Genomic DNA, 17,380 nt, shown 5'->3' on the forward strand with positions numbered 1-17,380 from the left:
TCTGGAAAAACCTGATGCGTGTCCGGCCGCCACCGGCTGAAGCCTTGGAAGCATTTACCGTGCCATCGGCACCGCTGAACCGCGTGCGGCCCCGGCGTTCCGAATTCCACAAGGGCGCGCAACAAGGCGACGGTTCGGAAAGCCCATGGAGCGTGTGCAATGCAGCAGACGTCGACAGCAACGATTAGTCACGGGCAAGAATGCTAGCCAAAGAAGCATGGAGAGACATGCTGATATTGTAGGCAGCATGTGATTTTAAATGAGGCAATCTGCGCAAAGCGGGAGCAAAACGTGCTATATCGACGTTAAGGGCTGACGCGTGAACGCGCAGCATTCAACGGAGATACAGACGATGACTATGACTTCCTATGGCGGCAGCGCCAAGATTTACGAATTCCCCAAGGGTGGCCGGGCCGGCCTCATCAGCCGTCGCGAAGACCCCAAGAGCGCTGCCGCGCCTGTCGCGCCGCGCTTTGCCGACGCTGCATTCGGCGGCAGCTGGTATCATGAAGAGGCCGTGCGGGACGCCGAGCGTCCGACCAAGCGCTAGTTCGCGCGCAGCTGCCCGATGATTCGCAAAACGGACGCCTGCAGCACAGCCATGCATAAATGAGAGGGCCGGCGCCCACAGCCCGGCCCTCTTTGCTTTTGCGGTGCGCCGCAGCGATGTGCCGAAAATATGTACAATTGCGATGCATGCCGAATCACGCGGCCCATTACCTAAGCACCGAAAATCGACCAGCCCAGCCGTTTTGTCAGCGCTTCGAGTGCGATGCGGCCGAGATGGGAATTGCCTGAGGCGTCCAGCCCCGGCGACCACACCGCGATCGACGCCTTGCCCGGCGCGATCGCCAATATGCCCCCGCCCACCCCGCTCTTGCCCGGCAGGCCGACCCGGTAGGCGAACTCTCCGGAGCCGTCATAATGGCCGCAGGTGAGCATCACCGCATTGATGCGCCGGGCCCGCTCCGGAACGACGACGGAGCGCCCGGTGGTGGGGTTGCGGCCCTGATGGGCGAGGAAACGTCCGGCCATGGCGAGCTGCCGGCACGACATGGCGATGGCGCAATGGTGGAAATAGACGCCGAGCGTGAAGTCCACGGGGTTTTCCAGCACGCCGAACGACTTCATGTAATTGGCCAGCGCCGCATTGCGGAAGCCGGTACGGCGCTCGGAGGCGGCCACCGCCTCGTCGATCGCGATGGTCTCGTCATCGGCGAGGAACTGCAGGAAGCGCAATATCTCGCCCAGCGCCTCGCGCGGCTGGTGGCCCGACAGGATCAGGTCGGTCACCGCGATGGCGCCGGCATTGATGAACGGGTTGCGCGGGATGCCGTGCTCATACTCCAGCTGGATGATGGAGTTGAAGGCGCTGCCGGACGGCTCGCGGCCGACCCGCTGCCATAGCCGGTCGCCGGCCTTGCCGAGCGCCAGCGTCAGGGTGAAGACCTTGGAGATGCTCTGGATCGAGAACGGCGTCTCGGCGTCACCGCCCAGCGCGACATTGCCGTCGGCATCGATGACTGCGAGACCGAAGGCATTGGCATCGGCCCGCGCCAATTCGGGAATATAGGTCGCGACCTCGCCGCGGTCGGGACGCTGGCGCATCTCCTCGGCGATTTCCTTCACGACAAGGTCGAGATCGGGCACGGGCTCACTCACGTAGCAGGGATGAGGTGGGATGCTGGCACACTGCCATGCGCCCGTCGCTTTGTTGAGCGGTCGCCGGGTCGCGCCTGCCCGCGTGGAGACCGCAACGTTTCTGGCTGATCACGGCGCTCACATTCAATGGTACTATATTCAGCATCAGGACAGCGCCGGGACAACCCGAACGGGGACGAACATGAGAAGCGTCATCGAGGCCGCGATCGTCTTCATCGTATCGAATTATTCGTTCACCTTCCTGGTCATCGGCCTGCTGTTCGCGCTCGCCGCCATCGCCCGGGCAGAAAAACCGGTCGGCACGCCGCTCATCATCGAAAAGCTGCTTGCCTGGCACGTGTTCTGGGTCATCGGCGTCGGGAATTTCTACAATTTCGTCATGCATGCGTTCTTCGGGAAGATGTCGGCCGCCTTCATCGGCTGGGCCGATAGCCCGTTCCAGCTCGAAGTAGGGACGGCAAGCCTTGGCTTTGCCGTCGTCGGCTTCCTCGCGGCGTTCCGAAGCTTCGATCTGCGCCTTGCCGCCATCCTCGGTCCGAGCGTGTTCACGCTGGGCGCCGCGGCGGGGCATGTGTACCAGATGGTGACGGAACACAATTTCGCGCCGGGCAATGCCGGCGTCATCTTCTATATGGACATCGTCATCCCGCTCTTCGGCTTCCTGCTGTTGTGGCTGCAGCACCGTTCCACACGCGCGGCGACCGGCAGGCAGCTGGCGAACGGGTGACGGCGAGGCGGCGCGAGAGGTTCGGCCTGGGTGCGGCGCGGCCGGCTCGCGCCGGCCATGGGTCCGGGGCGCCGAGGCACGTGCCTGCTCGCTTCCTGCCCCAAATTCGTGCTAGGTCGCGTTTTCCGAGGAGACGGCTAAGGTGGCCATCGAGATCAAGATCTGCGGCCTGAAGACCTTCGACGCGCTCGATGCCGCGCTCGGGGCGGGTGCGGATTTGGTCGGCGTGGTCTTCTTCCCGAAGAGCCCGCGCAATATCGATCTCGCCACCGGCGCGGCGCTGACGGAGCATGCGCGCGGCAAGGCCGGCGTTGCGGCCTTGAGCGTCGATGCCGACGACGCCCTCCTCGAAGCCATCGCGCGTGAGGTCAAGCCGGACGTGTTCCAGCTCCATGGCGAGGAGAGCCCGGAGCGCGTCGCGCAGATCCGCGCGCGCTTCGGCATTCCGGTGATGAAGGCGATCGGTGTTGCCGGGCCGGCAGACATCGCCCGCGTGCCGCTCTATGCCCCGGTTGCCGACCGGCTGCTGCTCGATGCCAAGGCGCCGGCCGGCGCCAGGCATCCCGGTGGCAATGGCCTGGTGTTCGACTGGAACCTGATCGCGAACTCCGATGCTCCGCTTGACCTCGCCAAGCCCTTCATGCTCTCAGGCGGCCTGACCCCTGAGAATGTCGGCGAGGCCATCAGGCTGACGCGGGCGCGGGCGGTCGACGTATCGTCGGGTGTGGAGAGCGCGCCCGGCGTGAAGGATCCGGCACGGATCGTCGCCTTCATTCAAGCCGCGCGGGCCGCCATCTGTGAGGCTCGCCGCGAAACCGACCCTGCCGAGGCTTCGGCCAAAGAGATGAGTGCCCATTCGTGAACGCACCGAATTCCTTCCGCACCGGCCCCGACGAGAGCGGGCATTTCGGCATTTTCGGCGGACGCTTCGTCGCCGAGACGCTGATGCCGCTGATCCTCGACCTGGAGGCCGCCTACAAGGAAGCCAAGGCGGACCCGGCCTACAAGGCGGAGATGGACGCCGGGCTGAAGCATTATGTCGGCCGCCCCAGCCCGCTCTATTTCGCCGAGCGGCTGACCGAGCATCTCGGTGGCGCGCGCATCTATCTGAAGCGCGAGGAGCTGAACCACACCGGCTCGCACAAGGTGAACAATGTGCTCGGCCAGATCCTGCTCGCCCGCCGCATGGGCAAGCAGCGGATCATCGCCGAGACCGGCGCCGGCCAGCACGGCGTCGCCACCGCGACGCTCTGCGCGCGCTACGGCCTCGAATGCGTGGTCTATATGGGCGCGGTCGACGTCGCCCGGCAGGCGCCGAACGTGTTCCGCATGCAGATGCTCGGCGCCACCGTGGTGCCGGTGCAGTCGGGCTCCAAGACCCTCAAGGACGCCATGAACGAGGCGCTCCGCGACTGGGTCACCAATGTCCATTCGACCTTCTACTGCATCGGCACGGTGGCCGGCCCGCATCCCTATCCGGGCATGGTGCGCGACTTCCAGTCGGTGATCGGCAACGAGACCCGCCTGCAGATACTGGAAGCCGAAGGCCGGCTCCCTGACAGCCTGATCGCCTGCATCGGCGGCGGCTCCAATGCCATGGGGCTGTTCCACCCCTTCCTCGACGATCCGGAAGTGGCGATCTACGGCGTCGAGGCGGCCGGGCATGGCATTTCCTCGGGCCTCCACGCCGCCTCGCTGACCGGCGGTCGCCCGGGCGTGCTGCACGGCAACCGCACCTATTTGCTAATGGACGATGACGGCCAGATCGCCGAGGCGCATTCCATCTCGGCCGGCCTCGACTATCCAGGCATCGGGCCGGAGCACTCCTGGCTGCACGATATCGGCCGGGTGAACTACATCTCCGCGACCGACGAGGAGGCGCTCGCCGCCTTCCAGTTGCTGTCCCGGCTCGAGGGCATCATCCCGGCGCTGGAGCCGGCGCATGCCATCGCCAAGGTGATGGAGATCGCCCCAACGCTGCCGAAGGACCATGTGATGGTGGTCTCGCTCTCCGGGCGCGGCGACAAGGACATTCCCCAGGTCGCCGAAATCCTCGGGAGCCGTGCATGACCACCACCACTCGCCTCGACGCCCGCTTCCGCGCCTGCGCCGACCAGGGCCGCGCCGCGCTGGTCACCTTCACCACCGCCGGCGATCCCGACTACGACACCTCGCTCGAACTGCTGCGGGCGCTGCCGGCGGCCGGAGCCGACGTCATCGAGCTCGGCGTGCCGTTCACCGACCCGATGGCTGACGGTCCGGCGATCCAGGCGGCAGGCTTGCGCGCGCTGAAGGCGGGCCAGACGCTGGCGAAGACACTGGCCATGGTGCGCGCCTTCCGCGAGGAAGACGACGCCACGCCCATCGTGCTGATGGGCTATTACAATCCGATCTACATCTATGGCGTCGATCGCTTCCTCGTCGACGCCCGCGAGGCCGGGGTCGACGGGCTGATCGTCGTCGACCTGCCGCCGGAAGAAGACACCGAATTGTGCCTGCCGGCGCTGGACGCCGGGCTCGCCTTCATCCGCCTCGCCACCCCGACCACCGACGACAAGCGCCTGCCGGCGGTGCTCGCGAACACGGCGGGCTTTGTCTATTACGTCTCGATCACCGGTATCACCGGCGCGGCGACCCCGCAGCCGGACCTCGTGGCCGCCGCCGTCGCCCGCATCAAGCGTCACACGCCGCTGCCGGTTGCGGTCGGCTTCGGCGTGAGGACCCCGGCCCAGGCCGCGGCGATCGCGCAGAATGCGGACGGCGTGGTGGTCGGCTCGGCCCTGATCGACGTGATGCGCGCCAGCCTCGACGAAGAGGGCCGGGCGACCGAGTTGTCGGTGCCGTGCGTCACCACGCTGGTGCGCTCGCTGGCCGATGCGGTTGCCGACGCCCGCAAGGTTGCCGCGGAGTAGCGGCAGGACTAAATGAGGCGGGCGCGCGAGCGGCGCGTCCGGCCGGGAGCACTGCCTTGAACTGGATCTCCAACGTCGTCCGCCCGAAGATCAACAGCTTCCTGAACCGCCGGGAAGTGCCGGAAAATCTCTGGGTGAAATGCCCGGAGACCGGGCAGATGGTGTTCCACAAGGATCTCGAAGCCAATCTCCATGTGATACCGGGTTCCGGCTATCACATGCGCATGGAGCCGATGGCGCGGCTACGCTCGGTCTTCGACGGCGGCAAATGGTACGACGTCGCGCTGCCTTCGGTGGCCGCCGATCCGCTGAAATTCCGCGATGAAAAGCGCTATGTCGACCGGCTGAAGGACGCACGCGCCAAGACCGGCGCGCAGGACGCGGTGAAGGTCGGCTATGGCAAGCTCGACGGCCTCGCGGTGACCGTCGCGGTGCAGGATTTCGGCTTCATGGGCGGCTCGCTCGGCATGGCGGCCGGCGAGGCCGTCGTCACCGGGCTCGAGACCGCCGCCTCGCGCGGCACGCCCTTCATCATCTTCGCGTGCGGCGGCGGGATGCGCATGCAGGAAGGCATCCTCTCGCTGATGCAGATGCCGCGCACCACCTGCGCGGTGCAGGAACTGCGCGAGGCGAAACTTCCTTATATTGTCGTTCTCACCAACCCGACCACCGGCGGCATCACGGCCTCCTACGCCATGCTGGGCGACATCCAGATCGCCGAGCCGGGCGCGCTGATCGGCTTTGCCGGCCCGCGCGTCATCGAGCAGACCATCCGCGAGAAGCTGCCCGAGGGCTTCCAGCGCGCCGAATATCTGCGCGACCACGGCATGGTCGACATGGTGGTGCACCGCCACGACATGCGCGCCACGCTGGCACGGCTTTGCCGCCTGCTGATGCGCGTGCCGCAGCCGGCGGTCGTCACCACCGAGACGCCGCATACCGAGCCGGTCGTGCCCGAGACGGCCGCGCTCCCGGCACCGGCCGCCGTGGCCGCGCAGTAGAGGATGTTCCGCAAAAGTTGGAGACTTTTGCGATGAGAACATGCTCCAGCTCATTGAATCTAGAGCACCATCTTATCGCGGATAGAATCATCCGCGATAAGATGGTGCTCTAACTTGCAGGGGATCAGCGCATGGCCGTGCCGGCCGCATCCGGCCCGTCCGGCTCAGGCGAGCCGCGGACCACGGACATCATACTGGAGCGCCTGCTGGCGCTGCATCCGAAGCTGATCGACCTCTCGCTCGATCGGATGTGGCGGCTGCTGGAGCGGCTCGACCATCCCGAACGCCGCGTGCCGCCGGTGATCCATGTCGCCGGCACCAATGGCAAGGGCTCGACCGTCGCCTTCATGCGCGCGGTGCTGGAAGCCGCCGGCAAGCGCGTCCACGTCTACACCTCCCCGCATCTGGTGCGCTTCAATGAGCGCATCCGCCTCGCCGGGCGGCTGGTCGACGAGCCGCGCCTGGCGGAAGCGCTCGACCGCGTCGAGAAAGCCAATGACGGCGCGCCGATCACCTTCTTCGAGATCACCACGGCCGCGGCCTTCCTGCTGTTCGCCGAGGAGCCGGCGGACGTGCTGCTGCTGGAGGTCGGCCTCGGCGGGCGGCTCGACGCCACCAATGTGATCGAGCGGCCGCTCACCACCGTCATCACCCCGGTCTCGATCGACCATGTCGAATTTCTCGGTGACACAATCGCCGCCATCGCCGTCGAGAAGGCCGGCATCCTGAAGCGCGGCGTGCCGGCCGTGCTCGGCCGGCAACCCCGCGAGGCCTTGCGTGCCATCGAGCGACAAGCGGCGCGCGTCGGTGCGTCGCTCACCATCATGGGCGAGCAGTTCCAGGCGCATGAGGAAGGCGGCCGGCTGATCGTCGCCGACGAGAACGGCCTGCTCGATCTGCCGCGCCCGCGCCTGATCGGCCCGCACCAGATCGAGAATGCCGGCCTCGCGGTCGCGGCACTGCGGATGGCGGGATTGAAACTGCCGGTCCGTGCTTTCGAGGAAGGGGTACGCGCGGCGGAATGGCCCGCGCGGCTGCAGCGGCTCGGCCACGGCACGCTGGTGGCGCGAGCCCCTGAAGGCGCCGATGTCTGGCTCGATGGCGGGCACAATGCGGCCGGCGGGCAGGCGCTCGCCGCCGCGCTCGCCGATATCGAGGAGCGCGCGCCGCGCCCGCTGGTGCTGATCGTCGGCATGCTCGGCACCAAGGACGCCGGGGCTTTCCTCGCACCCTTCGCCGGGCTGGCGCGCGAGCTGATCGCGGTGCCGGTGCCGGGCGAGCACAAGGGCCAGCCGCCGGAGACAGTTGCCGCCGCCGGCGCCGCGCAGGGCCTTGCCGCCTCCACGGCGGCCAGCGTCGGCGAGGCGCTGGATGGGCTCAGGGATTACCCGGTGGCCCCGCCGCCGCGCGTGCTGATTGCGGGCTCGCTGTACCTGGCGGGCGCCGTGCTGGCAGAAAACGGGAATACGCTGGAGTAGCCGGGCTTCAGCCCCAGAACTCGCCGGACATGCCGCCCCATTCTTCCGGCGCGACGTCGGCGATGGATTGGGAGAAGGTCCAGCGGCGGCCGACCAGATCCGCAACGGTGTATTGCCGCTCGCCATAAGGGAAATCCGCTGGCGGACCGATGATCACCGCGCCGGCCTGTCGGGCGCGCGCGTGATGGGCGTCAGTATCCTCGACCCGCACCATGACGGCGTGGCCACTCACCACCGCCTCAAGCGACACATCGTTCGCAAGCCTGGTGAGGACGACGGCGCCGTCGCCGACATTGAGCTGGATGCGATGATCGGCAATGGCAAGGCGCACCGTGAAGCCGAACGCTTCGCACAGCCATACAGCGGCCTCGGCGACTTCGGGATAGGCAAGCTCCGGGATCACCGTGCCGCCGGGCATGGACCGGTTCGAACGCATGCCACTCCCCCAGAGGATTTCGACGCGTCCACCAGCCTAGAGCCCTTTCCGTTCGGATGGAAACGTCCGAACGACAGATGAGTGCTCTAGATTCAATAAGCTGGAGCAATTCCTCTTCGGTCAGATGATTCCATCTGATCGGGAAATGCTCTAGCGGAATTTCCGGCCGTCGTGAGCGGGAACCCCGTTCACGACGGCATGAAAAATCAGCGCGGCGCCAGCACCATGACCATCTGCCGGCCTTCGAGCTGCGGCTCGGATTCGACCTTGGCGATGGTGGTCAGCTCATCGCGCACCTTGTTCAGCAGCTTGAAGCCGAGCTCTTGATGCGCCATCTCGCGGCCGCGGAAGCGCAGGGTGACCTTCACCTTGTCGCCTTCCTCGAAGAAGCGGTGGATCGACTTCATCTTCACGTCGTAATCGTGCGAGTCGATGCCGGGACGCAGCTTGATTTCCTTGATCTCGACGACGTGCTGCTTCTTGCGCGCCTCATTGGCCTTCTTTTGGTTCTGGTACTTGAACCGGCCATAATCGAGGATCTTGCAGACAGGCGGCGCGGAATTCGGGGCAATCTCGACGAGGTCGAGGCCAGCTTCCTGGGCACGCAGGATGGCATCTCGCGTCGGGACGACGCCGAGATTCTGGCCGTCCTGGTCGATGAGCTGGACTTCACGGATGCGGATATCTTCGTTGACGCGCGGGCCTTCCTTCTCCGGCGCGACGGATCTCATAGGGCGTCGAATGGCGGTCTTCTCCTCTGACGTTTCGGGTTCGTTTCACGGGGCACCCTCGGGCGGGACCGGTGGCGGGCGCGGGATCGTGCGCGCGTGAAACGGTTGCAGAACATCGTGATAAACTCATCGGAAGTCAACGGCGCGCTGCCCAATCGTCGTCAGATTGTCAACTGGCCAGATCGTCAGCCATCCAGAATCTGGATGCGGGCCACCGCCGGAACCCCGGCCGGGGCGGTGCCGGTGACCGCTCGGGCATAGGCCGAGAGCGTCGCCGCCACCTCTTGCCGGCGCGAGAACCGCAATTCGACATCGCGCCGCGCACGCCGCGCCATGGCCTCGCGCTCCTCCGGGCTTCGCTCCAACGCCTGGTGCAGCGCGCGGGCGAGCTCGGCGGGATCGCCGGGCGGCACGCGCCAGCCGGTCGCCGCCTCGGGCGGCACCCGCACCACCTCGCGCAGCGCGCCATGGTCGCTCACCACCAGCGGCCGGCCCAGCGCCAGCACCTCCAGCGCGGAGCGGGCAAAGGCTTCCGGTTCGGTGGAGGGCATCACCACCACGTCCGCCGCCATCAAGGCCGCCGGCCAATGCTCAGGCGCCTCGGTGACCACCGCCTGCTCGGCAAGGCCCACCGCCTCCAGCCGGCGGGCCAGGTGCTGGAGATAGTGTGCACCCGGCTTGGCCTCGCCGGCCATCACCAGCCGCACCGGCGCCGCGCCGAGTTCGTCGAGCCGGACGACAAGTCGCCGGAACGCCTCGATCAGCACCAGATGGCCCTTCCACGGTGTGAGGCGGCCGGGCAGCAGCACGATGCGCTCCTCCGCCCGCACGTCCCAGGCATGGCGCTGGCGGGCGATGCGCAGCAGCGGCACGGCCTCGGGATCGAACTCCTCCGGCGCGACGCCACGCGGCACCACGCAGATGCGCTCAGCCGCCTCCGGATGACGGCGCGCGAGCAGCGTCGCGGCGAATTGCGAGGAGGCGATCACCGCCTCGCCCTTCGCCATGATGCCATTATAGGCGCGCGACAGGCGGCCCTGCTCCGAATAGGGACCGGAATAGGTGGTGACCAGCGGCACGCCGCGATTGCGATTGAAGGGGCCGTGGGTGGCAAGCCAGGCGCTCCAGGCCGGGGCGCGCGAGCGCGCATGCACCAGGGCGACCCGCTCGGTGCGGACGATGTTCCGCAAGCGGCGCACATTCGCCAGAGTGCGGCCGATGCCGGCATCCTCGGTCGGCAGATGCAGCCATTCGGCGCCGCGCGCCTGCAGTTCGCCGACCAGCGTGCCGGCGGGACCGGCAATGATGGCGCGGGCGCCGACCGCGACCAGCGCGCCGGCGACATCGAGCACATCGTCCTCGACACCGGATGCGAGGTCGAGATCCGGCACCACTTGCAGGATGACGCGGCCCTTGAGCATGCCGTGGAGCGGATGCTCCGCGGATGAGATGGCGCTGCCGGCCGTGGGAGGAAATGACGCATTCATTTGCGACGCTGCCTGTTCGCCCGGGTCATGACCCTGTACTGGACGCAACAGCGCGCGGTCTGGCGCGCGCGAGGAACGCGAATCACCCGAAGTAGACGGAGACAACGCTAGGATGACAGACGCCTCCCCGCAATTCCTGACCGTTGGCGCGGATGAGCGCCGGATCGCGGTGCGCGTCACCGAGGGCGTCTCGACGGTGCGCAAGCCCGGCGTGCTGTGGTGCGGCGGCTTCCTCTCCGACATGCGCGGTACCAAGGCGGAAGCGCTGGCCGAGTGGGGCGTGAGGGCAGGACGCCAAGTGGTGCGCTTCGATTATTCCGGCCATGGCGAGAGCGGGGCGCGTTTCGAAGACGGCACCATCTCGCGCTGGGCCGAGGAAGCGCTGGCGGTGCTCGAGGCCTTCACCAAGGGCCCGCAGATCGTGGTCGGCTCCTCGATGGGCGGCTGGATCTCGCTGCTGATGGCGAAGGCGCTGGCAAAGCGAAAGAAAAGCAAGCGCCTTGCTGCGCTGGTGCTGATCGCCCCGGCGCCGGACTTCACCGAAGAGCTGATGTGGAAGGCAATGCCCGAGGATGTCCGCAACACCATCCTCACCGAGGGGGTTTGGTATCGCCACTCGCAATATGGCCCGCCGCAGCCGGTCACCCGCGGCCTGATCGAGGATGGACGGGCCAACCTCGTGCTCGGTACGCCGTTCGCGGTGGGCTGTCCGGTGCGCATCCTCCAGGGCGTCGCCGATCCGGACGTGCCGTGGCAGCACGCGGTGCGGCTGTCCTCCTGCCTCGCCGAGGATGATGTGGTGCTGACGCTGATCAAGGACGGCGACCACCGCCTGTCGCGCCCGGAGGATCTGGAACGGCTGGTCGCGGCCGTGGAGGAAGTGGGAGGGCACTAATTCCTCCCTCCTCACGACGTCATCCCGGCCGTAGCCCACGGGTCTTGCCTTTCGCAAGCCCGAGCACAGGCTCGGCGAAGAGCCGGGATCGCGTGCCGGTGAAGAGCGTTTGCGCGATCCCGGATGCGGCCTAGGGTCGTTCCGGGATGACGACATGTTGTCAGATGAGACGCAGGAACGTCACCTCGGTGGTGTCGTAGCGGCGACGCTCGGTTTCCTCGAAGCCGTCCGGCGCCTTGAACGCGGCTTCCACCGACTCTTCGACCAGCACCAGCGCCCCGGGCGCCAGCCAGCCGCCATCGCGGGCGCCGATGAGCGCCCGCTCTGCGAGACCTTTGCCGTAAGGCGGGTCGCAGAAGACGAGATCGAAAACACCATTGGTCTCGACCGGACCGAGCCGCGTGGCGTCGCGGCGGAACAGCCTGGTCACGCCGCCGACGCCGAGCGCCTCGACATTGGCGCGGATCAGCCCGCGGGCTTCCGCCGCCTCCTCGACGAACAAGGCGAAGCGGGCGCCGCGAGACAGCGCCTCCAGGCCGAGCGCACCGGTGCCGGCGAACAGGTCCAGTACCCGCGCGCCGTCGGCCGGATCGCCATAGGCATGGGCGAGCACGTTGAACAGCGCCTCGCGCAGCCGGTCCGTGGTCGGACGGGTGGCGTTGGAGGCGGGGGACTTCAAGGTCCGCCCGCGGAAGCGCCCGCCGACGATGCGCATCGCCTATCGCTCAGCCGCGCGGCTTGGGGCCGCGCGGGCCGCCGGGACGCGAGCCACCGGGTTTGCCGGGCCCGCGCGGCTTGTCGAAAGCAGGCTTGCCGCCGGTGGGCTTGCCCCCTGCAGGCTTGCCACCAAAGGTCTTCCCGCCGGCCGGCTTGCCGCCAAAGCTCTTGCCGCCAGCAGGTTTTCCGCCAAACGGCTTGCCGCCGCCGGGCGTGCGCGGCCGTTCGGACTTCACGCGCCCGGTATAGGGTCGCTCGCCTGACGTGCCGCCGGAGCGCTCGGTGCGCGGGCGGAACGGCTTGTCGCCTTCCGGGCGATCGCGACGCGGCGGACGGTCGCCCTCGGGCCGGTCGTGACGCGGCGGGCGATCGCCTTGAGGGCGCTCGGACCGGGGGCGGAAGGGACGATCTCCCTCGGGACGCTCACGACGCGGCGGACGATCCCCTTCCGGGCGCTCGGTGCGCGGGCGGAACGGACGGTCACCTTCGGATCGGGAGCGGAACGGGCGCTCGCCCTCGGGGCGCTCGCGACGCGGCGGGCGGTCGCCTTCCGGACGCTCGGTGCGCGAACGGAACGGACGGTCCCCCTCCGGACGTTCGCGACGCAGCGAGTGATCACCTTCTGGACGAGGCCGGAACGGGCGGTCCCCCTCGGGACGCTCGCGGCGCGGCGGGCGGTCGCCTTCCGGACGCTCGGTGCGCGGACGAAACGGACGCTCCTCGCTGGAACGCGGACGCGCGGACCGGTCGCCTTCGGGACGAGGACGGAACGGACGATCCCCCTCGGGCCGTTCGCGACGCGGCGGGCGGTCGCCTTCCGGACGCTCGGTGCGCGGACGAAACGGACGCTCCTCGCTGGAACGCGGACGCGCGGGACGATCGCCCTCGGGACGAGCACGGAACGGACGATCCCCCTCGGGCCGTTCGCGGCGCGGCGGGCGGTCCCCTTCCGGTCGCTCGGTGCGCGGGCGGAACGGACGGTCTTCGCTGGAACGCGGACGCGCCGGACGGTCGCCTTCCGGGCGCTCGGTGCGCGGGCGGAACGGACGATCGCCCTCGGGACGCTCGCGACGCGGCGGGCGGTCACCTTCCGGGCGCTCAGTTCGCGGACGGAACTGGCGATCTTCGCCAGAGCCCGAACGGGCCGGACGATCACCCTCGGGACGAGCACGGAACGGACGATCGCCCTCGGGACGCTCGCGACGCGGCGGGCGATCACCTGCCGGACGGTCGGCTGCGGGACGGTCGCCGCGCGGGCGGAAGCTGCGCTCGCCGCCTTCGCGTTCACGGCGCGGCGCGCGGGCGGGGCGCTCCTCCTCGGCAGGGTGCTCCGGCTCATTGGAACGCACGCGCTGCACCAGGAATTTACGGCCCTTGCGGTCGCTCAATATGCCCGCGCTCACCGTCCTGTCCTCGGACGGCGCGGTCGAGATCGGGCGGCGGCGATGGCGATCCTCGCCGTCGGGCGCCTTGGCCTTCGGGCGGACCGGGCGCTCTTCCTCCTCGGCGGCGGCATAGTCGAACACCGGGCCCGTGAAGTCGGCGCCGGCCGCGCCGGCGAGTTCGGGACCGATCTGGTCGGAGAGCACGCGGGTGCGCACCTCCTCGACCGCGCCCTGCGCGATCTCGGCCAGCTGGAACGGGCCGTAGGAGAGCCGGATCAGCCGGTTCACCTGCAGGCCGAGGTCGGACAGCACATTGCGCACTTCGCGGTTCTTGCCTTCGCGCAGCGCCAGCGTCATCCAGACATTCGAGCCCTGCACGCGGTCGAGCACCGCCTCGATCGGGCCGTAATGCACGCCCTCCACGGTGACGCCCTTGATCAGCGCGTCGAGCTTGTCCTGGGTGATGTCGCCCTTGGCGCGGACGCGGTAGCGGCGCAGCCAGCCGGTCTCCGGCAGCTCCAATATGCGGGCGAGGCCGCCATCATTGGTGAGCAGGATCAGCCCTTCGGTATTGAGATCGAGCCGGCCGACCGAGACCAGCCGCGGCAGGCCTTCGGGCAGGATCTCGAACAGTGTCGGGCGGCCTTCCGGGTCATAATTGGTCGTCACCACGCCCTTGGGCTTGTGGTACAAATAGAGCCGCGTGCGCTCCTTGGCCGGGATCGGCTTGCCATCGACGGTGATGACGTCCTCGGCCGTCACCGTCCGCGCCGGGGTCTCCAGCACCTCGCCATTTACCGCGACACGCCCCTCCCCGATCCACTCCTCGATCTCCCGGCGCGAGCCGAGCCCGGCACGGGCGACCACCTTGGCAACGCGCTCCGCCTCGCGCGGCTCGGCCGGCGCGAGATTGCGCGGTGCGCGCGGCACGCGGTTCTGGTCCTTGCGGGGCGGGGGCTTTTTGGGCATGGGGAGCGTTCCGTATTTGGGCCGCGGTGCTAACACGTCCCGAAGGGCGAGGCGAGCCTTTGACGCAAAAGGGTGCAAGGCCGGATTTCATGGGGCTCGCCTTTGACGAGGCGCGGCAGGCTGCTGCGCGCGGCGAGGTGCCGATCGGCGCGGTGCTGGTGCGGGACGCAGTGGTGCTGGCGGCCAATGGCAACCGCACCCGCGAACATGCCGATCCGACCGCCCATGCCGAGATGCTGGTGATCCGTGCCGGGGCTTTGAGGCTCGGAACCGACCGGCTCTCCGATTGCGACCTCTACGTCACGCTGGAGCCGTGCACCATGTGCGCCGGGGCGATGGCCTGGGCACGGCTGCGCCGGCTCTATTATGGCGCGCCCGATCCCAAGGGCGGCGCAGTGGAGAGCGGCGTGCGCTTCTTCGCGCAAGCCACCTGCCACCATCGGCCGGAAATCTATGGTGGGATAAGGGAGAGCGAAGCGGCGGAACTGCTGCGGGGGTTCTTCGGGGAGCGGCGGTAGGCCTGCGTGCTTCGAGGCTGCCCTGACGGGCAGCACCTCAGCATGACGTGTGGTGTTTTACTCGATAAGAACAACGTCATCCTGAGGTGCGAGCGCCAGCGAGCCTCGAAGGATGCTCGTGCTTGCGTCTCACCCCAGCACCGCCTCCATCCGCCGCTTTACCTCGTCCTTCACTGGCGCGGAGGCCTTGAGGATGGCGGTGGCGCGGAAGAAATCGAGCACGCGGAAGGCGTCGACGTTCGGGCGGATGAGGATGTCCGGAGCGCCGGCCTTGAGCTTCTCGCCGACAATGCTGCTCGCCATGATCTGCAATGTCCCGAACATCACGTCGAACGGCATCGGCACGCCGCCGGTCTCGCCGGCATGGCCGCCGGTGATGTCGACCGCGATCACGATGTCGGCCTTGGCGCGCAGGAGGTCGAAGGGCAGCGGATTGACCGCGCCGCCATCGACCAGCACGCGCTCGCCATGCGGCACCGGGCGGATCAGCCCGGGAATGGCGACGGAGGCGGCGAGCGCCGGACGGATGGCGCCGCTGTCGAACACCGCCTCCCCGCGATCCCAATAATCGGTCGCCACCACCTGGAGCGGGATGGCCAGTTCCTCGAAGGTCGCGGGCACGATGTCGGGCAGGAAACCCTCGACGAACAGCTCGGCATCGAGCAGCACCGGATTGCCGAGCCCGCCGAACAGATCGGCGATGCGCCCGACCCGGGCGGCGAACAGGCGCTTCATCACCTCGCCGCGATTGTGCAGCAGCGACAGCACCATGGCATGGAGATCACGCGCCGGCATGCCCGCCGCATAGACCGCGCCGACCAGCGAGCCGATCGAGGCGCCGGCAATGGCGGTCGGGCGCACGCCCAGTTCGTCGAGCGCTTCCAGCACCAATATGTGCGCAAGCCCCCGCGCGCCGCCCGAACCGAGGGCAATGGCGACGCTGGGATATGAACGCGGGGGCGTCGGCGCAGGCGCCGGCGGCCGGGGATACCGGCGGCGTTCGTGAACATGATGGGGGACGTCGTCCATGGCGGCACCTTAGCCAGAACACCACGGCAATTGTTTGAAGACGGCCTTTATCTGGGTATGCGGACGCGGCGATGCGAGGGGTAAACTCGCCTTAAATTCCGCGGCATTGCTGCCGTTGCGGAAGATTCAGAGCTTCAGAGCTTCAGAGCTTCAGCGCCCGCCAGGCGATATCGGTGCGGCAGAAGCCCTCCGGCCAGTCGATCAGCGACACCGCCTCATAGGCCCGCGCGCGGGCCTCGCGCACGTCGGTGCCGAGCGCGGTGATGTTCAGCACCCGCCCACCATGCGCCGTCAGCCGGTCTCCGATCAGTCGGGTGCCGGCGTGGAAGACGGTGACGCCTTCCACCGCGTCGGCCTCGTCGAGGCCGGCAATGACCGAACCCTTGCCGTAGTCGCCGGGATAGCCGCGCGTCGCCATGACGATGGCAAGCGCCGCATCGTCGCGGAAGGTGACATCATGGCCGGCGAGGCGGCCGTTCGCGGTGGCCTCCAGCAGCGCCAGCAGGTCACCGTCGAGCCGGCGCAGCAGCACCTGGCATTCCGGATCGCCGAAGCGGACATTGTATTCGATCAGCTTGGGGCCGGCCGAGGTGATCATCAGCCCGGCGAACAGCACGCCGCGGAACTCCGCCTCGGCATCGGCCAAGGCGCGGGCAGTGGGCTTCACGATCTCGGCGAGGGTGCGGCGCTCGATCTCGGGAGTGAAGACCGGCGCCGGCGAATAGGCGCCCATGCCGCCGGTGTTCGGCCCCTGGTCGCCGTCGAAGGCGCGCTTGTGGTCCTGCGCCGAGCCGAACGGCAGCACGGTCTCGCCATCGACCAGGCAGAAGAAGCTGACCTCCTCGCCTTCCAGGAATTCCTCGATCAGGATCTCGGTGCCGGGCACGCCCATGGCGAACACCTCGTCCACCGCGGCCAGCGCCTCATCCAGCGTCATGGCGACGATGACGCCCTTACCGGCCATCAGTCCGTCGGCCTTCAGCACGATGGGTGCGCCCTGCGCCTCGATGAAGGCACGGGCACCGGCCGGCTCGGCAAAGCGGCCGAATGCGGCGGTGGGGATATTGTGCGCCTTGCACAGCTCCTTGGTGAAGAGCTTGGAGCCCTCCAGCTGGGCGGCGACCTGCTTCGGCCCGAACACCGGAATGCCCTCGGCGGTCAGCCGGTCGGCAATGCCGTCGACCAAGGGCGCCTCGGGGCCGACCACGACAAGGTCAATATCTTCGGCGCCGCAGACGGTGACGATGGCATCGTGATCGGTGAGCGGGATGCCCTCAAGACAGCGCGCATATCTGGCGATGCCGGGATTGCCGGGGAGCGCGAACAGCGTGGTCAGCCGCGGGCTCTGCGCCAGCTTCCAGGCGAGCGCGTGCTCGCGGCCGCCCGAACCGAGCAAAAGTACCTTCATGGGCGAAGTCTCCCCAATCCCCGCC

17 protein-coding genes are annotated in these 17,380 nt (G+C 68.2%); 9 read left to right on the forward strand and 8 right to left on the reverse strand.

Features of this window, described 5'->3' with window-relative positions:
* Positions 1-352 precede the first annotated feature (352 nt).
* Entirely contained in the window at positions 353-550 is a 198-nt protein-coding gene (locus G3545_RS17770; protein ID WP_170014600.1) for a DUF2735 domain-containing protein, read from the forward strand.
* 170 nt (positions 551-720) lie between these two features.
* Here G3545_RS17770 and G3545_RS17775 read toward each other — a convergent pair whose 3' ends face one another.
* Positions 721-1,650 carry a glutaminase gene (locus G3545_RS17775; protein WP_170014601.1) on the reverse strand — a complete coding sequence of 310 codons (930 nt, stop codon included), beginning with the start codon at positions 1,648-1,650 and terminating at the stop codon, positions 721-723.
* Positions 1,651-1,843: 193 nt separating this feature from the next.
* Between G3545_RS17775 and G3545_RS17780 the strand changes: the two genes are divergently transcribed.
* The 6 genes from G3545_RS17780 (at position 1,844) to G3545_RS17805 (ending at position 7,780) form a co-directional block, all read left to right on the forward strand.
* The gene (locus G3545_RS17780; RefSeq protein WP_170014602.1) at positions 1,844-2,389 is read left to right on the forward strand and encodes a DUF6790 family protein; all 546 of its coding nucleotides are present in this window, start codon (positions 1,844-1,846) and stop codon (positions 2,387-2,389) included.
* A gap of 142 nt (positions 2,390-2,531) precedes the next feature.
* Complete coding sequence (locus G3545_RS17785) at positions 2,532-3,251, forward strand: phosphoribosylanthranilate isomerase (RefSeq protein WP_170014603.1); 720 nt, start codon at positions 2,532-2,534, stop codon at positions 3,249-3,251.
* Positions 3,248-4,459: a tryptophan synthase subunit beta gene (gene trpB, locus G3545_RS17790; RefSeq protein ID WP_170014604.1), complete on the forward strand. Its 1,212-nt coding sequence runs from the start codon at positions 3,248-3,250 to the stop codon at positions 4,457-4,459. The genes G3545_RS17785 and trpB overlap by 4 nt, the downstream gene beginning before the upstream one ends.
* Positions 4,456-5,301: a tryptophan synthase subunit alpha gene (gene trpA, locus G3545_RS17795; protein ID WP_170014605.1), complete on the forward strand. Its 846-nt coding sequence runs from the start codon at positions 4,456-4,458 to the stop codon at positions 5,299-5,301. Before trpB ends, trpA begins: the two co-directional genes overlap by 4 nt.
* 56 nt (positions 5,302-5,357) lie before the next feature.
* Positions 5,358-6,302 carry an acetyl-CoA carboxylase, carboxyltransferase subunit beta gene (gene accD, locus G3545_RS17800; protein WP_170014606.1) on the forward strand — a complete coding sequence of 315 codons (945 nt, stop codon included), beginning with the start codon at positions 5,358-5,360 and terminating at the stop codon, positions 6,300-6,302.
* Positions 6,303-6,433: 131 nt separating this feature from the next.
* Positions 6,434-7,780, forward strand: a complete 1,347-nt coding sequence (locus G3545_RS17805) for a folylpolyglutamate synthase/dihydrofolate synthase family protein (RefSeq protein WP_170014607.1) — start codon at positions 6,434-6,436, stop codon at positions 7,778-7,780.
* Between the two features lie 7 nt (positions 7,781-7,787).
* Here the strand turns inward: G3545_RS17805 and G3545_RS17810 are convergent, their stop codons facing one another.
* The 3 genes from G3545_RS17810 to G3545_RS17820 all read right to left on the reverse strand — a co-directional run bounded on the left by G3545_RS17810 (position 7,788) and on the right by G3545_RS17820 (position 10,434).
* Positions 7,788-8,216, reverse strand: coding sequence for a VOC family protein (locus tag G3545_RS17810; RefSeq protein ID WP_170014608.1), 429 nt, complete (start codon positions 8,214-8,216; stop codon positions 7,788-7,790).
* 206 nt (positions 8,217-8,422) lie between these two features.
* Complete coding sequence (gene infC / locus G3545_RS17815) at positions 8,423-8,947, reverse strand: translation initiation factor IF-3 (RefSeq protein WP_170014609.1); 525 nt, start codon at positions 8,945-8,947, stop codon at positions 8,423-8,425.
* A gap of 185 nt (positions 8,948-9,132) precedes the next feature.
* The gene (locus tag G3545_RS17820) at positions 9,133-10,434 is read right to left on the reverse strand and encodes a glycosyltransferase (protein ID WP_170014610.1); all 1,302 of its coding nucleotides are present in this window, start codon (positions 10,432-10,434) and stop codon (positions 9,133-9,135) included.
* A 112-nt stretch (positions 10,435-10,546) separates the two neighbouring features.
* On the opposite strand from G3545_RS17820, the gene G3545_RS17825 reads away from it, so the two are divergent.
* Positions 10,547-11,329 carry an alpha/beta hydrolase gene (locus G3545_RS17825; RefSeq protein WP_170014611.1) on the forward strand — a complete coding sequence of 261 codons (783 nt, stop codon included), beginning with the start codon at positions 10,547-10,549 and terminating at the stop codon, positions 11,327-11,329.
* Between the two features lie 160 nt (positions 11,330-11,489).
* Here G3545_RS17825 and rsmD read toward each other — a convergent pair whose 3' ends face one another.
* Positions 11,490-12,044 carry a 16S rRNA (guanine(966)-N(2))-methyltransferase RsmD gene (gene rsmD, locus G3545_RS17830; RefSeq protein ID WP_170014612.1) on the reverse strand — a complete coding sequence of 185 codons (555 nt, stop codon included), beginning with the start codon at positions 12,042-12,044 and terminating at the stop codon, positions 11,490-11,492.
* 10 nt (positions 12,045-12,054) lie between these two features.
* A complete protein-coding gene (locus G3545_RS17835; protein WP_170014613.1) occupies positions 12,055-14,400 on the reverse strand; it encodes a pseudouridine synthase in 2,346 nt (781 codons plus the stop codon).
* A gap of 89 nt (positions 14,401-14,489) precedes the next feature.
* Between G3545_RS17835 and G3545_RS17840 the strand changes: the two genes are divergently transcribed.
* Positions 14,490-14,918, forward strand: a complete 429-nt coding sequence (locus G3545_RS17840; protein ID WP_170014614.1) for a nucleoside deaminase — start codon at positions 14,490-14,492, stop codon at positions 14,916-14,918.
* 129 nt (positions 14,919-15,047) lie between these two features.
* Here the strand turns inward: G3545_RS17840 and G3545_RS17845 are convergent, their stop codons facing one another.
* Both G3545_RS17845 and purD read right to left on the reverse strand, forming a co-directional pair.
* A complete protein-coding gene (locus tag G3545_RS17845) occupies positions 15,048-15,947 on the reverse strand; it encodes a patatin-like phospholipase family protein (protein ID WP_170014615.1) in 900 nt (299 codons plus the stop codon).
* A gap of 142 nt (positions 15,948-16,089) precedes the next feature.
* Positions 16,090-17,355, reverse strand: a complete 1,266-nt coding sequence (gene purD, locus G3545_RS17850; RefSeq protein WP_170014616.1) for a phosphoribosylamine--glycine ligase — start codon at positions 17,353-17,355, stop codon at positions 16,090-16,092.
* Between the last annotated feature and the right edge of the window lie 25 nt (positions 17,356-17,380).

The organism is Starkeya sp. ORNL1, from assembly GCF_012971745.1.
Lineage (GTDB): Bacteria > Pseudomonadota > Alphaproteobacteria > Rhizobiales > Xanthobacteraceae > Ancylobacter.